Below are 19019 nucleotides of genomic sequence, written 5' to 3'. Positions count from 1 at the left end.
AGGCTACTGGTTCACCGGATCGCTCAACAGCCACTTCCAGGAGTCCTTTCCAGTTGCCGTCGAGCCCTGGTAGGAGGGCGTACCGGCGGCCGATCGACGCAGCACCGTCTTGGACGGCTGACGGGCGATCTTGTTGTCCTTGACCTTACAGTCCGTGTTCACGTCGAACTGGACGTCAGAGATGCGGCCCTCGCCGAGACGCTTGCGATAGCCCGAGGCGTCGCCGCCGTTCTGGGCGTACGTGCAGGTCGGCGTGGTGTCCGTGAGGACGAGGCCGAACTTGGCGTTGTAGTCGCCGGTCTCCTTGCCGCCCGTCACGTTGGGGACCAGTGCCGTGAACGATCCCTCGAGCAGGTACGGGTAGAGGATGAAGACCGCCTGCAGGCCCAGCACGTTGTCGGCCAGCGGCTTGTTGGCGATGACGAGGTCGCGGATCGCGTTGCCGAGGTCTTCGGAGTTCTCGTCGACGACCTTGCGCAACGTCGCCGCGCTGTCGCCGCCCTTGTCGAGCAGACGGCGCAGATCGGGATCGGCGTCGACGAGGGTGTCGGAGAGCAGCGCGAGGTTCTTGGAGAACGTCGCGAGCTGGCCCCGCTTGTCGATCTGCGTCTGCAGCACGCTGTCGGAGTCGCGGATGAGCGAGCGCGTCACGTCGATGTTGGCGTCGGCCGTCTGGATGAAGTCCGACGAGGTGTCGAGGATGCGTGCGAGGTCGGGTCCGGTGCCCTCGAAGGCCTGTCCGAGCTCGTCGACGACGGTGCGCAGGTTGTCGGTGTCGACGGACGTCACGAGGTTGTTGACGTCGACCAGCAGTGTCGTGGTGTCGATCGGGATGCGCGTGCGTCCCAGCGGGATCACCGATCCGGACGCCAGGTACGGCTTGGCGTCCGACTGCGGCTGCAGGTCGATGAACTGCTCGCCGATCGCCGACTTGTTGGCCACGATCGCCGTGACGTCGCTGGGGATGTCGGGAGCGCTGTTCTCGATGTCGAGCGTCGCCTTGACGCCGCCGTTGTCGAACTGCAGCTTGGCGACCTCGCCCACCGGGATGCCGCGATACGTCACCTGGGCCCCCGCGAAGATGCCGCCGGAGTCGCTGAACTGCGCCGTGATCGGATAGCTGCGGTCGACGACCAGCCGGTCGACCTGCGCGTAGCGTCCGCCGACGAACGCTCCACCGATGATCGTCACGATCGCGAAGATCACGAGCTGGATCTTGGTCATCCTGGTGATCACGGCGCCACCACCGGATCGATCAGCAGCGTCGACAGAGCCGGCGACGGACTGTTGGCCACGGGTGCCCGGCAGCTGCCGAGCAGCGAGCACAGGAAGCCGGCGGGCGCCTTGGTCGGCGTCGTCGCGGCAGGGGCCGGCGTGGCTCCCGACGACGGCTGTCCACCGTTCAGGCCCAGGTCGGGCAGGCCCGATCCGCCGGGCACCAGGTTGGACACGAGGTCACGCAGTCCGGCCGTGGGGTCGGCGGCGGGATCGGTGGTCGGCTCTCCCTGGGGGGTCGTCGGCTGGACGTCGGGGATGTCGGCGGTGCTCGGGGTCGAGCCCGTGGGCGTGCCCAGCAGTCCGCCGAGGTCGAAGTTGCCCAGGATGTTGGTGAGCTGCTCGACACCGATGTTGAGCTTGACCGAGAGGTTGGCGAAGTCGCCGAAGCACGCGCCCTCCTTGATCTCCTTCTGACCGTTGCCCTCGTCCTGGCAGCGTCCCGTCGCGCTGGCCACGCTGCCGCCGACGAAGCCGTCGGTGAACGGGAAGGACAGCAGCGCCTGCGTCGACGTCGCGAGGTCGTCGCCCGCGCGAGACAGGTTGGTCAGGGTCGGGACGAGCGCCTTGAGATCCGCGACGGTGTCGGCCTTGGAGGTGCGGATGACCCCGGTCGCGACGTCACCGAGACGGTCGAGCGACTGCAGCAGGCCCACGAGCTCGTCGCGCTGGCCGTTGACCACGCGCAGCGCCTCGGGCAGCTCGTCGAGGGCACCGGTGATCGAGTCGGTCTGGTCGTTGGCCGCGATCGCGAGCCGGTTGACCTTCTCGAGGGACGTCAGCAGCGCTTCCTTGTTCTGGTCGAGCTGGCCGATGAACTCGGACGTCGTCGACAGCAGCTCCCTGATCTCGGGCTCGTTGCCGCCGAGTGCGTTGTTGAGCTCGCGGACGATCGTGTTGGTCTTCTCGAGGCCACCGCCGTTGAACAGCAGCGACGCGGCACCGAGCACCTCCTCGATCTCCGGGTTGCGGCCCGACCGGTCGAGCGGGATCTCGTCACCGTTGCCGAGCACCCCAACTGCGCCCGTCGTCGGAGGTGCCAGCGAGACGAACTTCTCGCCGAGCAGGCTGGTCTGACGGATCGTGGCGACGGCGTTGTCGGGCAGCTTGGCGTTGCGGTTGATCTTGACCGTGACCATGGCCGTCCAGCCGTCGAGCTTGATGTCGGTGACCTTGCCGACAGCGATGTCGTTGACCCGGACCGCGCTCTGCGGCACGAGGTCGAGCACGTCGCGGAAGGCGATCTTGACCGAGTAGGGGTCGTCGCCGACATCGGCACCGCCGGGCAGCGGCAGCTGGTAGGGGGAGAACCCGCAGCCGCTGAGCGCGACGGCGGCTGCCGCCGTCAGGGCTGCCGCGCGGAGTCCTCGTCGCATGGTCCGTGCTCTCATCACTGCACCGCCAGCATCTCGGCGATCGAGGAGTTGACCTTCTCGACCGGTGGGGCCGGTGCCGCGCTGGCGGCACCGGTGCGGTTGAGCCCGGGCACGCCCGGGATGCCCGGCACCAGGCCACCGAGGCCGTCGAGCAGGCCTGTCAGCGTGGAGCACAGACCGCCCTGCTGCGGCGTCTCGCCCAGCAGGTTGCACAACAGGTCGGTGGGACTGCCCAGAATGCCGCTCAGCACCTCCGGGATGTCGGCGCGGGTGTCGAGCGTGCCGGTCTTGCCGTTGTACGCCAGGGCGACGTTGGACAGCGCCGTCGGTGCCGCGATCGTGATCTTCTCGAGCTCGTCCTTGCGCTTGGCCAGGACATTGGCCAGCGAGGCGATGTTGTCGACGTTGCCCCGCAGCGCCGAGCGGTTCTCCTTGACCAGGCCGTTGACGTCGACGAGCGCCTTGCTGAGCGCCTCGAGGGTGGCCGCGAGGTCGTCGCGCTCGCCCTCGAGCACCGTCGAGACCTGTGCCGTGCTGTCGTTGAAGGCCCGCACCGAGGAGTCGTTGGTCTTGAGCAGGCTCACGAACTCGTTGACCTCGCGCAGGCTGCCGAACAGCTCGTCCTTGTTGTTGGACAGCGTCGTGCTGAGCTTGCCGAAGTTCTTGAGCGTCTCGTTGACCTGGGCTCCCTGGCCGTCGAGCTGCGCGGCGGTGCCGTCGACCAGCTTGCTGAGCGGGCCCTGCTGGTTGGCGCCCTCGGGTCCGAGGGCCACCGAGAGGTCGTCGAGCGATTGGTAGACCGCGTCGAGCTCGACCGGGACGGCGGTGCGCTCGACCGGCAGGTAGGCGTCGTCCTTGAGCACCGCGCCACCGTTGTAGGCGGGAGCCAGCTGGATGAAGCGGTCGCCCACGATCGACGGCGAGACCACGACGGCCTTGACGTCGGCGGGCAGCTTCTGCTTGCCGTCGTAGGCGATCTTGACCCGCACGACCTTGCCGCGCGGGGTCAGGCTCTCGACCTTGCCGACCGGGACACCGAGGATCTTGACGTCTGAGCCCTTGTAGACCGAGTTGGTCTGGTCGAAGTCGACCGTGAGGTAGCGCTTGCCGTCGCCATTGCTCAGGAACAGCAGGGTCGCGGCGATCAGCAGCACCACGACGACGGCCGCGAGGACCTTGGAGAAACCGGCGAAGCGCTGGGCGAATCCGGAGCTGCTCATGGGTTGAGTACCTTCCTGAGCTGGTCGGCGAGATTCTCGCCGAGACCGGACAGCGACGTCAGGCCACCGAGGTAGGTGTCGAACCAGGGGCCGGTGCCGAGGGCGTTGGAGAACACCGTCGTGAAGCCCGGGTAGACCCGCAGCGCCTCGTCGAGGCTGGCTTCGTTCTTGCGGAGCATGTCGGTGACGGTGTCGAGCTGCTGCAGCGCCGGCAGCAGATCGGACTGGGTGTCCTTGACCAGGCCGCGCAGCTGCGCCGAGATGGTCTGCGTCGACACCAGCAACCGGTGGATCGAGTCACGGCGGGCGCTGATCGCACGGAACAACGTGTCGGCGTCCTTGAACAGCGTCGTCAGCTGGTCGTTGCGGCTGTTGAGCACGCCCGAGACCTTCTTGAGACTGACCAGCAGCGTGTTGATCTGCTCGTCACGCGCCGCCAGGTTGGCTGACAGGTCGGACACGCCCTTGATCGCCCCACGGAACTCCTCGGGCGTCTGAGCCGAGATGTCACCGAGGGTGTTGAGCGCCGCCGACAGCTGCGGGATGTCGAGCTGGTCGGTCGTGCGGCTGAGGTCGGAGAACGCCTGCACCACGTCGTACGGCGCGATCGTGCGCTCCAATGGGATCGTGGCGCCCTTGGGCAGCTGGCCCGGCCCCTTGGGAGTCAGCGCCAGGAACTCCGCACCCAACAACGTCCGGATACGGATGTCAGCACCTGTCTCGGTGCCGAAGTCGGTGCCCTTGTCGATCTTGAACGTCACCTTGACCTTGTTGCCGTCCAGGGCGATGTCCTGCACCTTGCCGACCGACACGCCGGCCACGCGGACCTCGTTGCCGGCCTTGAGCGCGCCGATCTCGGCGAACTCGGCGTGGTAGACGTCGCCGCTGCCGATGATCGGCAGACGATCGGCACGGAAGGCACCCAGCATCATCGCGACGATGACACCGAGCCCGATCAGGCCGATGATGACGGGATTGCGCTCGCGGAATGGTTTCACTTGTCATACCCCGGCTGGTCGCATCGTTGGCCGCCGATCTTGAGACCCTGCTCTCCACCGGTCAGGTCGAGGGGGGTCTCCGGGACGATCTGGGTGCCACCCAGCGTGATCGCCGGGATCGTGATCTGTCCCTTCAGCTGGCACAGGTAGAAGTTGAACTCGCTGCCCGACGAGGCCAGCGTGCCCAGCTTCGAGACCTTGATCGGCAGGATCTGGATCGCGTTGGAGATCGTCGAGAGGTTGCGCTCCGACGACAGGTTCTTGGTCAACGCGTTGAGCTGCTTGATGTCCTCGGTCAGCGCGGGGCGTCCCTGCACCAGCAGGTCGGACGTCTCGTCGGTCAGGTCGGAGATCGAGTCGACCGAGTCGAGGATCGCGTTGCGGTCGTCCTTGAGGCCCGTGACGAACTGCTGGAGCGTGTCGATCGTGTCGGTGAGCTCCTTGTCGCGGCTGCCGACCGTGTCGAGCACGGTGCTCAGGTTGGTGATGACGTCGCCGATCAGCTGGTCGCGACCCGCGAGGGTGCTGGTCAGCGAGGCCGTGCGGGCCAGCAGGTTCTCGACGTTGCCGCCCTCGCCCTGCAGGGTCTGGACGATCTCGTAGGCGAACTTGTTGGTGTCCTCGGGAGACAGCGCCTGGAACACGGGCTTGAAGCCGTTGAGGAGCACGTTGAGGTCGAGGGCCTCCTTGGTGCGCTCCTCGGGGATCGTGCTGCCGGGCTTGAGCGCGGTCTTGGCCCCCTCGGAGCCCTGGGTGAGGGCGATGTAGCGCTGGCCCACGAGGTTGCGGAACTTGATCGTGGCGTTGGTGTTGGCCGTCAGCGGCACGTCGGTGTCGACGCCGAAGGTCACCCGCGCCTTGTCGCGGTCGATGATCTCGATCTTGGAGACCGAGCCCACCGCGACGCCGGCGATGCGGACGTCGTCACCCTTGGCCATGCCCGTGACGTCGCTGAACACCGCCTTGTACTGGTTACGGTCGCCGAACGAGCCGTTGCTCAGCGTGAGGGCGAGAACCAGCGTCGAGATGCCGGTGAAGGCGAGGAAGAAGCCCAGCTTGACGGCTGCGCCCATCGATTCGCGGTCGATCTGCTTCATCGTGCACTCACCGCCGCTCCACGCATGACGGGGCTGATCATCAGCGACCCGATGTCGGGGACGTCGCCCGGCGACATGCCGAGAGCCGCACCGAGGAACACGTTGAGCTCGGACCGCTCGCTCGCGGAGTCGATGCCGGCAGCGCTCGGCTGCACGAGGTCCTCGAGCTCGAGGCTGGATGCCGCGGGGCGGTTCTGCGCGAAGTCGCCGTCGGGCCCGACCGATCCGAACTTGGAGTGCGCACGCTTGACGCCGACCAGCTTGTAGACGTCGGCGGGCACCGTGAAGGGGTTGGCCTGCGAGGACAGCTTCTCCTGCTGCGCGCGACCCTTGTTGATCTCGTTGAGGTCGAGGCACGACGGCGTGGCAGCGTTCTGCGCGTTGATGTCCTTGCCGTTGCGTGCCGCGGGGCCCGTGCTCGCCTTGTCGAAGTCGGCCTTGGAGACGTCGGTGTTCTCGTTGGGGCTGTAGGCGTTGGGCTGCGGGATGAGCTCGACGTCGATGTGCAGCATGCCGTCGCGGAAGGCGCTGTCGAGGCGCGGGATCAGCGTCGCCATCGACTTCAGGAAGCACGGGAAGGTCACGGAGTAGTCGCCCACCATCTCGAGCACCGGCCTGCTGTCCTTGGCCAGCTGCGTGAGGTTGTCGCCGTTGGCCTTGGTGAAGGTCGTGAGCGTGTCGGCGAGCTGGGTGCCCTCGTCGAAGAAGGCGGCGAGCTGGGCCTTCTTGGCCACCACGGTGTTGCCGGTCACGACGGTGTTGCGCAGCAGCCGCCCGAGGTCGGGCAGCGCGGCGGCGTAGGCGTCGGAGACCGTGCCGAGCTTGGTCAGGTCGGTCACCAGCTGGGGCACGTCGGGGTTGACCTTCTTGAGGTAGCTGTTGAGCGTCACGAGGGTCTCGCCGACCTGCGTGCCGCGACCCTCGAGCGCCGTCGACACGGCGCTGAGCGTGTACGACAGGCTCGCGGGGTCGACCGCCTGCAGCAGCGGGTAGAGGTCGTTGAGCAGCGTCTCGACCTCGATCGGGACGTCGGCCTTGGTGATGGTGTCGCCGGCCTGCAGCGACTGTCCGCCGCCGGTGCCCGCCGCGGGCGGGATGAGGGCGACGTACTTCTCGCCGAACAGCGTCTTGGGGACGAGCTGCGCCGTGACGTTCTTCGGGACGTCGCCGATCAGCTTGGGGTTCATGCCGAGGATCAGCTTGACGCCCTGGCCGTCGCTGTCGAGCGAGACCTTGCGCACCTCGCCGACGATCATGCCGCGCAGCTTGACGTCGGCGTTGCGGGGCAGGTTGACGCCCGTGGTGTCGGTCGTGAGGGTCACGTTGTCGTAGTCGACGAACGCCTTGGTGAAGAAGGCGTAGGTGATCCACAGGAAGAAGATCACCATCGCCACGAAGGCGGCGCCAAGGATCTTGAGCGACGAGCCGCGCTCGAGGACAGGAGTACGCGCCATGGTCAGCCCGCCAATCTGACGGTCACGTTGGTGCCCCAGATCGCCATGGAGGCGAGCAGGTCGACCACGTTGATGGCCACGATGGATGTGCGCACTGCCAGACCCACGGCAACGCCCACGCCAGCGGGTCCGCCGCTGGCGTAGTAGCCGTAGTAGCAGTGGATGAGGATCACGACGATCGCGAAGATCAGGACCTTCGCGAACGACCACAGCACGTCACTGGGTGGCAGGAACGTGTTGAAGTAGTGGTCGTACGTGCCGGCGCTCTGCCCATTGATCTGGGTCACCACCAGGCGGGTCGCGAAGTACGACGCCAGCAGCCCGACGATGTACAGCGGGACGACGGCGATGAGCCCGGCGATGACCCGCGTCGTGACGAGGAAGGGCATCGACGGGATGGCCATCGTCTCGAGGGCGTCGACCTCCTCGCTGATGCGCATCGCGCCGAGCTGGGCCGTGAAGCCGCAGCCGACCGTCGCGGCGAGCGCGATGCCGGCGACGAGCGGGGCGATCTCGCGGGTGTTGAAGTAGGCCGAGATGAAGCCGGTCAGCGCTGCGGTGCCGAGCTGGTCGAGCGCCGCGTAGCCCTGGATGCCGACGGACGTGCCGGTGAAGAAGCACATCGCGGCGATGACGCCGATCGTGCCACCGATGACCGCGAGCGATCCGGAGCCGAGGGTGACCTCCGCGAGCAGGCGGAGGACCTCCTTCTTGTAGTTCTTGACCGTGCGAGGGACCGACTTGACGACCCGGATGTAGAACAGCATCTGCCGCCCGAGGTTGTCGAGCGCACCGGCGGGCTTGGTGTAGATGGAGGCGAAGCTGGCCATGGCGATCACATCCCCTTCGGCGGAATGAGCTGGATGTAGACCGCGGTGATGAAGAAGTTGACGACGAACAGCAGCGTGAAGGTGATGACGACGGCCTCGTTGACCGCGTCGCCGACGCCCTTGGGGCCGCCCTTGGCGTTCATGCCCTTGTAGGACGCGACGATCGCCGCGAGGAAGCCGAAGATCAGGGCCTTGATCATGCCCTGGTACAGGTCGGGGAGCTGGGCCAGCGCCGTGAAGGAGGCCAGATACGCGCCCGGGGTGCCGTCCTGCAGCACGACGTTGAACACGTAGCCGCCCGCGACGCCGACGACGGTCACGATGCCGTTGAGGAACACCGCGACCAGCATCGTGGCGAGCACGCGGGGCACCACGAGTCGCTGGATCGGGTCGATGCCGAGCACCATCATGGCGTCGAGCTCTTCACGGATGCGGCGGGCACCGAAGTCGGCGGCGATGGCCGAGCCGGCGGCACCGGCGATCAGCAGCGCCGTGGCGATGGGTCCGGCCTGCTGCACGACCGCGAGCACCGCTGCGGAGCCGGTGAACGACTGGGCACCGAACTGCTTGATCAGTCCGCCGGTCTGCAGCGCGATGACGGCGCCGAACGGGATGGCGACGAATGCCGTGGGGACGATCGTGACCTTGACGATGAACCAGGCCTGGAGCAGGAACTCCTTGAGCTGGAACGGACGCCTGAACAGCGCGACCATGACGTCGAGCGCGAAGGCGAACAGGTTGCCGGAGACCCTGGCGGGACCCGTGATGACGGTGAAGCTCATGCCGTCACCTCCGTGCGGTGACTGGCTCGGTGCCGGGCGCTCACGCCGTGACAGCCTGGTCGGCGTCGCGGGCGAACGATCCGGGCGGCGGGGTGACGCCGTTGTCGCGGCACCATCCCCCGGGCTCGCGCTGACCGCGGCGCGGGCGGCCGTCGGAGGTCTCGAGCTGCAGCGGGACGGGCGGCAGCGCCGGCATCGCGATGCCGGCCTCGGACGCGAGCTCGTCGGCGTCCTTCTCCTCGGACATGCCGATCGGGCCGACGGTCTGGGCGTTGAGGAACTGCGCGACGACGGGCTCCTCGGACGTCAGGAGCATCTCGCGCGGACCGAACATCGCCAGGTGCTTGTGGTAGAGCAGGCCGATGTTGTCGGGCACGCGGCGGGCCGTGTTGATGTCGTGGGTCACGATCAGGAACGTCGCGTCGATCTGCGCGTTCAGGTCGATGAAGAGCTGGTTGATGTAGGACGTGCGCACGGGGTCGAGACCGGAGTCGGGCTCGTCGATCAGCAGGATCTCGGGATCGAGCACCAGGGCGCGGGCGAGGCCGGCGCGCTTGCGCATGCCGCCGGAGATCTCGCCGGGCAGCTTGCGCTCGGCACCGACCAGGCCGGTCAGCTCCATCTTGTCCATCACGATCGAGCGGATCTCGGACTCGGACTTGCGGGTGTGCTCGCGCAGCGGGAAGGCGACGTTGTCGTACAGGTCCATCGAGCCGAACATCGCGCCGTCCTGGAACAGCACACCGAACAGCTTGCGGATCTCGTAGAGCTCTTTCTCCTTGCAGTTCGCGATGTCGACGCCCTCGATGAAGACGTGGCCCTCGTTGGGCTTGAGCAGCCCGATCAGGGTCTTCAGGAACACGGACTTGCCCGTGCCCGACGGGCCGAGCATCACGGAGATCTCACCGGCAGGCAACGTCAGCGTGACGTCCTTCCAGATCAACGAGCTACCGAACTTCTTCGTCAGACCCTCGACGACGACTTCAACGCCCACGGACGGCCCCTCCTTGCTTCCCGCGGATGCCGGCAGCTGCCGGCAGGACTTTCATGCACGCGTCGACGTGACCGCGGACACAAACATAACGAAGAACACAACCTGCGGTTACGGTCCTCGGTCTCGATTGTGACTCCCCGGTAACAATCGAGACTTAGGGAACATACCGCACGTAACTCCGTGTCACCATGGTGACCGGGGTCACGCTCACAGTACGGGACGCGACGCGGCGCGGCAGTGTGGTTTGGACAGACAAAAGCGCCCCTTCCGAAGAAGGGGCGCCTCTGTGGTGCAGTCAGCTACAGGTCACTTGACCGAGACGCTGGCGCCGGCGGCCTCGAGGGCCTCCTTGGCCTTGTCGGCAGCTTCCTTGTTGGCCTTCTCGAGGACGGGCTTCGGCGCACCCTCGACGAGGTCCTTGGCCTCCTTGAGTCCGAGACCGGTGATCGTGCGAACTTCCTTGATGACCTGGATCTTCTTGTCGCCGGCACCCTCGAGGATGACGTCGAACTCGTCCTGCTCCGCGGCGGCGTCGCCGGCAGCAGCGCCACCGGCGGCGGGGGCCGCGGCGACAGCGACAGGAGCGGCCGCGGTGACGTCGAACGTCTCCTCGAACTCCTTGACGAACTCGGAGAGCTCGATGAGGGTCATTTCCTTGAATGCGTCCAGCAGGTCGCTGGTGCTGAGCTTCGCCATGGTGGCGTCCTTCCGTTGTGAGACCCCGAGGGGGTCCCGATGTGAATCGGGCGTTCAGCCCTCGGACGTCTCAGCGTCTGACGACGCTTCGACAGGTGCGGCGTCGGCGGGTGCCTCGGCCGGGGTTTCGGTTGCCTCGTCGGCCACAGGGGCCTCCTCGGCGGCGGCGACGGGCTCGGGGCCCGCTGCCAGGATCGACGGGTCGTCTGCGGCCTTCGCCTGCAGGGCACCCAGCACACGGGCGGCCTGCGACAGCGGGGCGGCGAACAGCGACGCTGCGCCGGACAGGCTGGCCTTCATGCCACCTGCGAGCTTGGCGAGGAGGACCTCGCGCGACTCGAGGTCGGCCAGCTTGTTGATCTCCTCAGCAGAGAGTATCTTCCCGTCGAGGAAGCCTCCCTTGATGATGAGGGGGGCGTTGCCCTTCGCGAAGTCACGCAGACTCTTCGCTGCCAGCACGGGATCGCCCTTGATGAAGGCGATCGCGGTCGGACCGACGAGCAGCTCGTTGTCGAGCTCCACACCTGCGTCCTTGGCGGCGATCTTGGTGAGCGTGTTCTTGGCGACGGCATAGTGCACGTCCTCACCGAGCGAGCGCCGCAGTTCCTGCAGCTGCTTCACGGTGAGACCGCGGTACTCGGTGAGAACTGCGCCGCTCGACTCACGGAAATTGTCCGCGAGCTCGGCAACGGCGGCAATCTTTTCCGCGTTGACCATGGGTCTCCTTCCAGCACATGGGTCCATACCTCGACTGCGATCCCATGTGCGTACACGGGCCCGACACGAAGAAACGTCCCGGGCACAGGGCCACGGGACGCATATCTGCATCTGGTTCGTGTTCCTGCGCGGGCCGCCCCTTCGGGCGCTTCGAGCGACTCCGGGGAGTCACCAGCCAGCGGTCTTCGGCAAGCATCAGACTACCGCGCCGCGCCGTACCGACCAAATCGCCCCGGTGGCTGAACACCACGAGACCGTGGGGAACTGGCACCTACCAGGGCGAACTGGCACCTACCGGGGCGTCTCTGCACGTACCTCGGAGATCCGGCACGTACCTCGGGTTGCAACCCTCGGTGGGTGCGGGAATCCCACGGTCTCGTGGTATCCCGGCACGGATCGGCGTCGGGGGGCCCGGACGCAGAACGTCCCCACGGCCAGCGTGGCCGCGGGGACGTTCGTGGAGACGAGAGGCTCAGGCCTCGTCGACCGCGTAGTTCTTGGTGCGGTTGGGATCGACCGGGACGCCGGGACCGTTGGTCGTCGAGACCGTGATCTTCTTGACGTAGCGACCCTTCGAGCTGGCCGGCTTGATGCGCAGGATCTCGTCGAGCGCCGCGCCGTAGTTGTCGGCGAGCTGCTCGGCCGAGAACGAGGCCTTGCCGATCACGAAGTGCAGGTTGGCGTGACGGTCGACGCGGAACTCGATCTTGCCGCCCTTGATGTCGCCCACGGCCTTGGCGACGTCGGGGGTGACGGTGCCGGTCTTGGGGTTGGGCATCAGGTTGCGGGGGCCGAGCACGCGGCCCAGGCGACCGACCTTGCCCATCATGTCGGGCGTCGCGACGACGGCGTCGAAGTCGAGCCAGCCCTCGTTGACCTTGTCGACCAGCTCGTCGGCACCGACGAAGTCGGCTCCGGCCTCACGTGCGGCGTCGGCGTTGGCGCCGGTGGCGAAGACCAGGACCCGTGCGGTCTTGCCCGTGCCGTGCGGGAGGTTGACGGTGCCGCGCACCATCTGGTCGGCCTTGCGGGGATCGACGCCGAGACGCATCGACACGTCGACGGTCGAGTCGTACTTCTTGCTGCCCGACTCCTTGGCCAGCGTCGTGGCCTGGAGCGGCGTGTAGAGGCTGTCCTTGTCGATCTTGTCGGCGACCGCGCGGTACGCCTTGCTGTGCTGTGCCATCTGGTTGTTCCTTCTGAGTTGTGTGAACCAGTCGTGGTCTGTACGGGCCCAGCTGGCCCTGCCACTAGTGGTGCAGGTATGAGGTGGTGCTGTCAGTCCGTCGTGACGCCCATCGAGCGCGCAGTGCCCTCGACGATCTTCATGGCGGCGTCGATGTCGGTCGCGTTGAGGTCGGGCAGCTTGGTCGTGGCGATCTCGCGGATCTGATCCTTGGAGATCTTGCCGACCTTGTCCGTGTGCGGGACGGCCGAACCCTTCTGCAGACCGGCGGCCTTCTTGATCAGCTCAGCCGCGGGCGGCGTCTTGGTGATGAAGCTGAAGGTGCGGTCTTCGTAGATCGTGATCTCGACCGGGACGACGTTTCCACGCATGGCTTCTGTGGCCGAGTTGTAGGCCTTGCAGAACTCCATGATGTTGACGCCGTGGGGGCCGAGCGCGGTACCGACGGGCGGTGCCGGGTTGGCCATACCGGCCTGCAGCTGCACCTTGACGATGGCTGCGACTTTCTTCTTGGGAGGCATTTCTCGGGTCCTTGACTTGTAGCGGTAGAGCGATGAGTGGTGCTGGTGGTGCGGGCGGCTCAGACCTTCTGGATCTGGGTGAAGCTGAGCTCGACCGGCGTTTCGCGACCGAAGATCTCGACGAGGGCCTTGACCCTCTGAGCATCGACGTTGATCTCGGTGATGGTCGCGTGCAGCGTGGCGAACGGTCCGTCGACGACCATGACGGAGTCTGCGACGGCGAAGTCGGAGAACTCGACCTTGGCGGCCTTCGTCTGCTGCTGATCGGGGGCGTCGGCCGCGGTTGCGACCTCTGCCTCCACTGCCGGGGCGAGCATGCTCTCGACCTCGGCAAGACTGAGGGGGACGGGCTGGTGGGAGTTGCCCACGAATCCCGTGACCGACGGGGTGTGGCGCACGACGCCCCACGACTCGTCGGTGAGGTCCATCCGCACCAGGACGTATCCGGGCAGGACCGTGCGCTTGACCAGCTTGCGCTGGCCGTTCTTGATCTCGGCGACCTCTTCGGTCGGGACGACGACCTCGAAGATGTAGTCCTCGGCGTTGAGCGACGTGACGCGGTTCTCGAGGTTCGACTTCACGCGCTTCTCCATGCCGGAGTAGGTGTGGACGACGTACCAGTCGCCGATCTGGCTGCGCAGCCGGTCCTTGAACTCCTGGAGGATGTCGACGACGGGCTCCTCGTCCTCGGAGGCGTCGTCCGCCTCGTCCTCGGAGGCGTCGTCGGCCGAGGCCTCGATCGCGTCGTCGTCGGCGACGACCGGCTCGGCGTCCTCGGTGGAGTCGACGACGTCGGCCTCCTCGACGGGGGCGTCGGGCGCGTCGACGTCGGACGAGTCGTCCGTGTCCACGTCGACGTTCTCTTCGTAGCCTTGAGTCACTGTGATCCTTTGATGCGGGTGGGTGCCGTGAGGCAGGTGCAGGGCGATGAGGCCGCTAGGCGAAGACCTTGAACGACAGCTGGCCGAAGCCGTAGTCGAGGCCGGCCACGATGGCCATCATGACGAGCACGAACACCAGGACGACCCAGAAGTAGTTGATGACCTGCGGCCGGGTGGGCCAGACCACCTTGCGGAGCTCGGCGATCACCTGACGGTAGAACGTGATCGGCGACGTGCGTTTGCCGGACGTGCCGGCCAGCTCGTGACGGTCGCTCACGGGACTCCTTCGTACTTCTTGTTTCGGCGCAGTTCGTGTTTGGCGCAGTGTGGTCGTGCGGTCATGTGTCGCAGGGCACGAGGGACTTGAACCCCCAACCTTCGGTTTTGGAGACCGATGCTCTACCAGTTGAGCTAGTGCCCTCAGTCAATCTCACACCCGTGTCCGGGCATGACGATGAAGAGTGAATATTCACCGGTGGGTCAAGTGTACGCGGTGGGGCATGGCCCCGTCGAACCGAGGCACGGGGCTGGCACTCACCGACGCACGGGGCTGGCACTCACCGAGGCACGGGGCTGGCACTCACCGACGCACGGGGCTGGCACTCACCGACGCACGGGGCTGGCACGATGGTGCGATGACAGCCGTCGCCTCCCCCGCCCCCGTCGCGGACCTGCCCAAGGCGCACCTGCACCTGCACTTCACGGGCTCGATGCGGCACGGCACGCTGATCGAGCTGGCCGAGCGCGACGGCATCCGGCTGCCGAGCTCGCTGACCGACGACTGGCCCCCCGAGCTCAGCACGATGGACGAGAAGGGCTGGTTCAGGTTCCAGCGGCTCTACGACGTCGCCCGCTCGGTGCTGCGCACCGAGGAGGACGTGCGGCGGCTCGTGCTGGAGGCCGCGCTCGACGATGCCGCCGACGGCTCGGTGTGGACCGAGATCCAGGTCGATCCGTCCGGGTACGGCGCGCGCTTCGGCGGCATCACGGCGTTCACGGACCTCGTGATCGATGCCGTCCGCGAAGCCGGCAAGACGGCCGGCATCGGGATGGGCCTGGTCGTCGCGGCGAACCGCACCCGTCACCCGCTCGACGCGCGCACGCTGGCGCGGCTCGCGGCGCAGTACGCCGGACGCGGCGTCATCGGCTTCGGGCTGTCCAACGACGAACGGCGCGGCGACACGACGGCGTTCGGTCCGGCGTTCGCGATCGCTGAACGCGCGGGCCTCGCGCTCGTCCCCCATGGTGGCGAGCTGCGCGGCCCCGCCCACGTCACGCAGTGCCTCGACCACCTGCACCCCGACCGCCTGGGCCACGGGGTCCGCGCGGCCGAGAGCGAGGCCGTCCTCGGGCGGCTGGCCGAGAGCGGGGTCGCCCTCGAGGTGTGCCCCACGTCGAACGTCTCGCTGGGCGTCTACGCGACGCTCGAGGAGGTCCCGGTGCGCACGCTCACCGCCGCCGGCATCGACGTCGCCCTGGGGGCCGACGACCCGCTGCTGTTCGGGTCGCGACTGGCCGGACAATACGCCGTCCTGCGCGCGGCCCAGGACTTCTCGGACGCCGAGCTGGCGGAGCTGGCCCGGATGTCGATCCGCCGCTCGTACGCTCCGTCCGACGTCGCCGCTGCCGGGCTGGCCGGCGTCGACACCTGGCTGCACGGGGCCCGAGCGGCCTCACCTGTGGAAGGCTGACCCCCATGAGCGATGCCACTCCTCCGCCGCAGGGCGACCCGTCCGACACCGCGCACCAGCCCAACTGGGGCTCGGCGTACCCGCCCCCGGCCGCCGGCGGCTACCCGCCACCGCCGGGCTACCCGACGCAGGGCTACCAGCAGCCGGGCTACTACCCCTACGGCGGCCTGCCGCCGAAGCACCACAGCGCCACCACGGCGATGGTGCTCGGCATCGTGGCGATCGGTGGCGGCATGATGTGTGGGCTGCCGCTGTTCGTCGCGCCGTTCGCGTGGATCACGGGGTCGCGGGCGATCCGCGACATCGATGCCAGCAACGGCACGCAGAGCGGTCGCGGAGAGGCCATGGCCGGCAAGGTGCTCGGCATCATCGGCACCGTGCTCCTGGTGCTCGCCCTTGCCGTGGTCGTGCTGCTCGTGGTGCTGTCGTTCACGGTCGACGGCTTCTGGGACGACGACTCGGGCTACTACGAGTCGACGCTCGCTCCGCTGGTCGTCTCGGCGTCAGCGCCGTCACCCGTCGCCGGACTCGTCTGACCGACGGCTCGGCGCACGCGGCTAGATCGTGCAGCCGATCAGCACGGGCTCGTTGACCAGCGTGATGCCGTAGGCCTGCTGCACGCCGGCGCGCACCTCGCGGGCCAGGTCGAGCAGGCCCGCGGTCGTGCCGCTCCCCCGGTTGGTCAGCGCCAGCACGTGCTTGGTCGACAGCGACACGCCGTCGCCACCGTGGCCCTTGGCGAAGCCCGCGTGGTCGATGAGCCACGCGGCGCTGGTCTTGACCGAGCCGTCGGGCTGGGCGAACCGGGGCGCGTCGGCCGGCAGGGCCTCGGCCTGCTCGGGCGTCAGCAGCGGGTTGGTGAAGAACGAGCCCGCGCTCCACGTGTCGCGGTCGTCGGGGTCGAGCACCATGCCCTTGCCACGGCGCAGGGCCAGCACGGCGTCGCGCACCGAGGCGGCCGGGGCCCGCTCGCCGACGTCGATGCCGAGGGTCCGCGCGAGCTCGCCGTAGGCGACCGGGGCACCCAGGTCGCCGAGCGCCAGCAGGAACGTCACCGACAGGACGACGTACCGCTGCGGCTCGGCCTTGAACCGGCTGTGGCGGTAGCCGAAGCCGCAGTCGGCTGCCGCGAACGTGCGGAGGCGGCGGTCGTAGCGGTCGTACGTCCTGACCGAGGCGATCGTCTGCGCGACGTCCTGCCCGTATGCCCCGACGTTCTGGATGGGCGTCGCACCCGTCGATCCGGGGATGCCCGACAGCGCCTCGACACCGACGAAGCCGTGCTCGACGGCGTGGGCGACGAAGCCGTCCCACGGCTCGCCGGCGGCGACCGTGACGGTCGCACCGCTGCACGCGTCGGCATCGACCGCGATGCCGCGGGTCAGGACCCGCACGACGGTGCCGTCGACGCCGCGGTCGGCCACGACGAGGTTGCTGCCGCCACCGACCAGGAGCAGGGGGTCACCGGCCTCGTCGGCGACCCGGACGGCCTCGACGAGGTGCTGCTCGGTCGTGGCGTCGATGACGGCGCGGGCCGGGCCGCCGAGGCGCAGCGTCGTCAGGTCGGCGAGGTCCATGCAGGCGACGCTAGCAGCGACCGTCATGCCGAGCGCCGCGCCGCCGGCGACCCAGGACAGGCCCGGGATACGACGAAAGCCCCCGCCTGCCGGAGCAGTGGGGGCTTTCGCGGACAGCGAGGGGTCAGCGGGTCTCGCGGTGCAGCGTGTGCCGCTTGTCGCGCGGGCAGAACTTCATCAGATCCATGCGATCGGGATCGTTGCGACGGTTCTTCTTGGTGATGTAGTTGCGTTCCTTGCACTCGGTGCAGGCCAAGGTGATCTTGGGACGAACGTCTGAGCTCTTGCTGGCCACGGGGTGCCTCTTCTTGATCGATGTCGCGGTGTCTTCAGGTGTGTCGAGCTGCCGGTGTCGAGTGCCGGCGGTCCTGCGGTAGCTGGGGCGGGACTCGAACCCGCGACCCCACGATTATGAGTCGTGTGCTCTAACCGACTGAGCTACCCAGCCACGGGAACGAGCTGCCTCGAACCCACGGACTCCCGACGCTGCGCGAAGCAGTGAGGTGAATCCAGAGCCCCTTTACGGAATCGAACCGTAGACCTTTTCCTTACCATGGAAACGCTCTGCCGACTGAGCTAAAGGGGCGTGCCGACGCTCAAACATACAGGGTGCGGGGCCGGTACACGAAATCGGGGTCCGTGGTCGTCGGGCAGGGCCGAGAACTCCTCGGCACCGCAGGAGATTCGGCCATCAGACCGAGGCCGCCGCGAGCCGCGAGGGCCATCCGGGACCCTCGTAGATGAACCCCGTGTAGCCCTGCACGAGGTCGGCTCCGGCGGCCAACCGGGCACGGACGTCATCGGGTGTCGTGACGCCGCCCACCGCGATGATCGCGAGCCGGTCGCCGACCCGGTCGCGCAGGCGCACCAGCACCTCGGCGGCCCGATCGGCGAGCACCGGCCCCGAGAGCCCGCCGGCACCGGCGGCCTCGACGACCGCACGGTCTGTGAGCAGCGACGACGGACGCGCGATCGTGGTGTTGGTCGCGCTGATGCCGTCGAGGCCCAGCTCGAGCGCCAGGTCGGCGACCGCGTCGACGTCGGCGTCGGCCAGGTCGGGGGCGATCTTGACCAGCAGCGGCACGCGTCCGCCCGGCGTGCGGTCGGCGACGTCCTTGACCGCCGCCAGCAGCGGACGCAGCTCGTCGACGGCCTGCAGGTCGCGCAGGCCCGGGGTGTTGGGCGACGAGACGTTGACGACGAGGTAGCTCGCGAACGGCGTCAGCAGCCGGGCGCTCTCGACGTAGTCGGCGACGGCCTCGTGGGCCGGTGTGGACTTGGTCTTGCCGATGTTGACGCCGATGACCGCATCGCGTCCGGCCGCGGTGCGACGCAGCCGGTGCAGGCGCGACGCGACCTCGGCGGCCCCGTCGTTGTTGAAGCCCATGCGGTTGATCACCGCGCGGTCGTCGACGAGCCGGAACAGGCGGGGCCGTGGGTTGCCGGGCTGCGCCCTGGCCGTGACGGTGCCGATCTCGACGTGGCCGAAGCCCAGCGCGAGGAGAGCAGGCACGCCGCGGGCGTTCTTGTCGAAGCCCGCCGCCAGCCCGAAGGCGTTCGGGAACTCGATGCCCATGACGGTGCGGGGGGCACGTGTCTGCGGGAAGACGAGACCGGTGAGGGGGCGTCCGGCGCGGATGGCCGCGAAGCCGCGTTCATGCGCCTTCTCGGGATCCATCGAGGCGAAGACGGTGTCGAAGAAGGCGCGATAGACCACGAGCGCA

General features: G+C 67.9%; 20 protein-coding genes and 3 tRNA genes. 2 read left to right on the top strand and 21 right to left on the bottom strand.

Translation table 11 applies throughout. The features are described 5' to 3' along the window. Positions 1-3: 3 nt before the first annotated feature. From JOF40_RS09125 to JOF40_RS09050, 16 genes are all read right to left on the bottom strand, one after another. On the bottom strand, positions 4-1224 hold the full coding sequence (locus JOF40_RS09125) for an MCE family protein (RefSeq protein WP_129185587.1): 1221 nt from the start codon (positions 1222-1224) through the stop codon (positions 4-6). Positions 1225-1232: 8 nt separating this feature from the next. Continuing rightward, on the bottom strand, positions 1233-2651 hold the full coding sequence (locus JOF40_RS09120; protein ID WP_188111882.1) for an MCE family protein: 1419 nt from the start codon (positions 2649-2651) through the stop codon (positions 1233-1235). Between the two features lie 14 nt (positions 2652-2665). Beyond that, on the bottom strand, positions 2666-3871 hold the full coding sequence (locus tag JOF40_RS09115; RefSeq protein WP_129185583.1) for an MCE family protein: 1206 nt from the start codon (positions 3869-3871) through the stop codon (positions 2666-2668). Next, complete coding sequence (locus JOF40_RS09110; protein ID WP_129185582.1) at positions 3868-4869, bottom strand: MCE family protein; 1002 nt, start codon at positions 4867-4869, stop codon at positions 3868-3870. The genes JOF40_RS09115 and JOF40_RS09110 overlap by 4 nt, the downstream gene beginning before the upstream one ends. Then, the gene (locus JOF40_RS09105; protein WP_129185581.1) at positions 4866-5966 is read right to left on the bottom strand and encodes an MCE family protein; all 1101 of its coding nucleotides are present in this window, start codon (positions 5964-5966) and stop codon (positions 4866-4868) included. The genes JOF40_RS09110 and JOF40_RS09105 overlap by 4 nt, the downstream gene beginning before the upstream one ends. Further along, complete coding sequence (locus tag JOF40_RS09100; protein ID WP_129185579.1) at positions 5963-7420, bottom strand: MCE family protein; 1458 nt, start codon at positions 7418-7420, stop codon at positions 5963-5965. The genes JOF40_RS09105 and JOF40_RS09100 overlap by 4 nt, the downstream gene beginning before the upstream one ends. A 2-nt stretch (positions 7421-7422) precedes the next feature. Next, a complete protein-coding gene (locus JOF40_RS09095; protein WP_129185578.1) occupies positions 7423-8250 on the bottom strand; it encodes an MlaE family ABC transporter permease in 828 nt (275 codons plus the stop codon). Positions 8251-8255: 5 nt separating this feature from the next. Further along, positions 8256-9032, bottom strand: coding sequence for an MlaE family ABC transporter permease (locus JOF40_RS09090; RefSeq protein ID WP_129185577.1), 777 nt, complete (start codon positions 9030-9032; stop codon positions 8256-8258). 40 nt (positions 9033-9072) lie between these two features. Next, a complete protein-coding gene (locus JOF40_RS09085) occupies positions 9073-10026 on the bottom strand; it encodes an ABC transporter ATP-binding protein (protein WP_129185576.1) in 954 nt (317 codons plus the stop codon). Positions 10027-10332: 306 nt separating this feature from the next. Continuing rightward, positions 10333-10722 (bottom strand): 50S ribosomal protein L7/L12, encoded by a 390-nt coding sequence (rplL, locus tag JOF40_RS09080; protein ID WP_129185575.1) that lies wholly within the window; start codon positions 10720-10722, stop codon positions 10333-10335. Between the two features lie 54 nt (positions 10723-10776). Beyond that, positions 10777-11439 (bottom strand): 50S ribosomal protein L10, encoded by a 663-nt coding sequence (gene rplJ, locus JOF40_RS09075; protein ID WP_129185573.1) that lies wholly within the window; start codon positions 11437-11439, stop codon positions 10777-10779. Positions 11440-11911: 472 nt separating this feature from the next. Then, positions 11912-12625, bottom strand: coding sequence for a 50S ribosomal protein L1 (rplA, locus tag JOF40_RS09070; protein ID WP_129185572.1), 714 nt, complete (start codon positions 12623-12625; stop codon positions 11912-11914). 92 nt (positions 12626-12717) lie between these two features. Beyond that, a complete protein-coding gene (rplK, locus tag JOF40_RS09065) occupies positions 12718-13146 on the bottom strand; it encodes a 50S ribosomal protein L11 (RefSeq protein ID WP_129185571.1) in 429 nt (142 codons plus the stop codon). A 59-nt stretch (positions 13147-13205) separates the two neighbouring features. After that, entirely contained in the window at positions 13206-13997 is a 792-nt protein-coding gene (nusG, locus tag JOF40_RS09060; protein WP_246152891.1) for a transcription termination/antitermination protein NusG, read from the bottom strand. 85 nt (positions 13998-14082) lie between these two features. Beyond that, on the bottom strand, positions 14083-14304 hold the full coding sequence (gene secE, locus JOF40_RS09055; RefSeq protein ID WP_188111883.1) for a preprotein translocase subunit SecE: 222 nt from the start codon (positions 14302-14304) through the stop codon (positions 14083-14085). A 71-nt stretch (positions 14305-14375) separates the two neighbouring features. After that, positions 14376-14448: transfer RNA gene (locus JOF40_RS09050), tRNA-Trp, on the bottom strand. Between the two features lie 214 nt (positions 14449-14662). On the opposite strand from JOF40_RS09050, the gene JOF40_RS09045 reads away from it, so the two are divergent. Together JOF40_RS09045 and JOF40_RS09040 are read left to right on the top strand one after the other, a co-directional pair. Continuing rightward, positions 14663-15718 (top strand): adenosine deaminase, encoded by a 1056-nt coding sequence (locus JOF40_RS09045; RefSeq protein ID WP_129185569.1) that lies wholly within the window; start codon positions 14663-14665, stop codon positions 15716-15718. Between the two features lie 5 nt (positions 15719-15723). Further along, positions 15724-16254, top strand: a complete 531-nt coding sequence (locus tag JOF40_RS09040; RefSeq protein WP_129185568.1) for a DUF4190 domain-containing protein — start codon at positions 15724-15726, stop codon at positions 16252-16254. Positions 16255-16275: 21 nt separating this feature from the next. Here JOF40_RS09040 and JOF40_RS09035 read toward each other — a convergent pair whose 3' ends face one another. From JOF40_RS09035 to JOF40_RS09015, 5 genes are all read right to left on the bottom strand, one after another. Then, positions 16276-17322 carry a UDP-N-acetylmuramate dehydrogenase gene (locus JOF40_RS09035; protein ID WP_281064702.1) on the bottom strand — a complete coding sequence of 349 codons (1047 nt, stop codon included), beginning with the start codon at positions 17320-17322 and terminating at the stop codon, positions 16276-16278. Positions 17323-17419: 97 nt separating this feature from the next. Next, on the bottom strand, positions 17420-17590 hold the full coding sequence (rpmG, locus tag JOF40_RS09030; protein WP_056606042.1) for a 50S ribosomal protein L33: 171 nt from the start codon (positions 17588-17590) through the stop codon (positions 17420-17422). A 79-nt stretch (positions 17591-17669) separates the two neighbouring features. After that, positions 17670-17743: transfer RNA gene (locus tag JOF40_RS09025), tRNA-Met, on the bottom strand. A 65-nt stretch (positions 17744-17808) separates the two neighbouring features. After that, positions 17809-17881: transfer RNA gene (locus JOF40_RS09020), tRNA-Thr, on the bottom strand. Positions 17882-17986: 105 nt separating this feature from the next. Continuing rightward, a complete protein-coding gene (locus tag JOF40_RS09015) occupies positions 17987-19012 on the bottom strand; it encodes a quinone-dependent dihydroorotate dehydrogenase (RefSeq protein WP_129185565.1) in 1026 nt (341 codons plus the stop codon). Between the last annotated feature and the right edge of the window lie 7 nt (positions 19013-19019).

The organism is Aeromicrobium fastidiosum (assembly GCF_017876595.1).
Classification (GTDB): Bacteria; Actinomycetota; Actinomycetes; order Propionibacteriales; family Nocardioidaceae; genus Aeromicrobium; species Aeromicrobium fastidiosum.
The sequence above is the reverse complement of the archived record's forward strand: the minus strand, read 5'-3'. Positions and strand labels throughout refer to the sequence as shown.

Excerpts from the sequence above, each read along its gene's own strand:
- JOF40_RS09125 (WP_129185587.1), bottom strand. The coding sequence starts at position 1,224 with ATGACCAAGATCCAGCTCGTGATCTTCGCGATCGTGACGATCATCGGT.
- JOF40_RS09120 (WP_188111882.1), bottom strand. The coding sequence starts at position 2,651 with ATGCGACGAGGACTCCGCGCGGCAGCCCTGACGGCGGCAGCCGCCGTC.
- JOF40_RS09115 (WP_129185583.1), bottom strand. The coding sequence starts at position 3,871 with ATGAGCAGCTCCGGATTCGCCCAGCGCTTCGCCGGTTTCTCCAAGGTC.
- JOF40_RS09105 (WP_129185581.1), bottom strand. The coding sequence starts at position 5,966 with ATGAAGCAGATCGACCGCGAATCGATGGGCGCAGCCGTCAAGCTGGGC.
- JOF40_RS09100 (WP_129185579.1), bottom strand. The coding sequence starts at position 7,420 with ATGGCGCGTACTCCTGTCCTCGAGCGCGGCTCGTCGCTCAAGATCCTT.
- JOF40_RS09095 (WP_129185578.1), bottom strand. The coding sequence starts at position 8,250 with ATGGCCAGCTTCGCCTCCATCTACACCAAGCCCGCCGGTGCGCTCGAC.
- JOF40_RS09090 (WP_129185577.1), bottom strand. The coding sequence starts at position 9,032 with ATGAGCTTCACCGTCATCACGGGTCCCGCCAGGGTCTCCGGCAACCTG.
- rplL (WP_129185575.1), bottom strand. The coding sequence starts at position 10,722 with ATGGCGAAGCTCAGCACCAGCGACCTGCTGGACGCATTCAAGGAAATG.
- rplJ (WP_129185573.1), bottom strand. The coding sequence starts at position 11,439 with ATGGTCAACGCGGAAAAGATTGCCGCCGTTGCCGAGCTCGCGGACAAT.
- rplA (WP_129185572.1), bottom strand. The coding sequence starts at position 12,625 with ATGGCACAGCACAGCAAGGCGTACCGCGCGGTCGCCGACAAGATCGAC.
- rplK (WP_129185571.1), bottom strand. The coding sequence starts at position 13,146 with ATGCCTCCCAAGAAGAAAGTCGCAGCCATCGTCAAGGTGCAGCTGCAG.
- JOF40_RS09045 (WP_129185569.1), top strand. The coding sequence starts at position 14,663 with ATGACAGCCGTCGCCTCCCCCGCCCCCGTCGCGGACCTGCCCAAGGCG.
- JOF40_RS09040 (WP_129185568.1), top strand. The coding sequence starts at position 15,724 with ATGAGCGATGCCACTCCTCCGCCGCAGGGCGACCCGTCCGACACCGCG.
- JOF40_RS09035 (WP_281064702.1), bottom strand. The coding sequence starts at position 17,322 with ATGACGGTCGCTGCTAGCGTCGCCTGCATGGACCTCGCCGACCTGACG.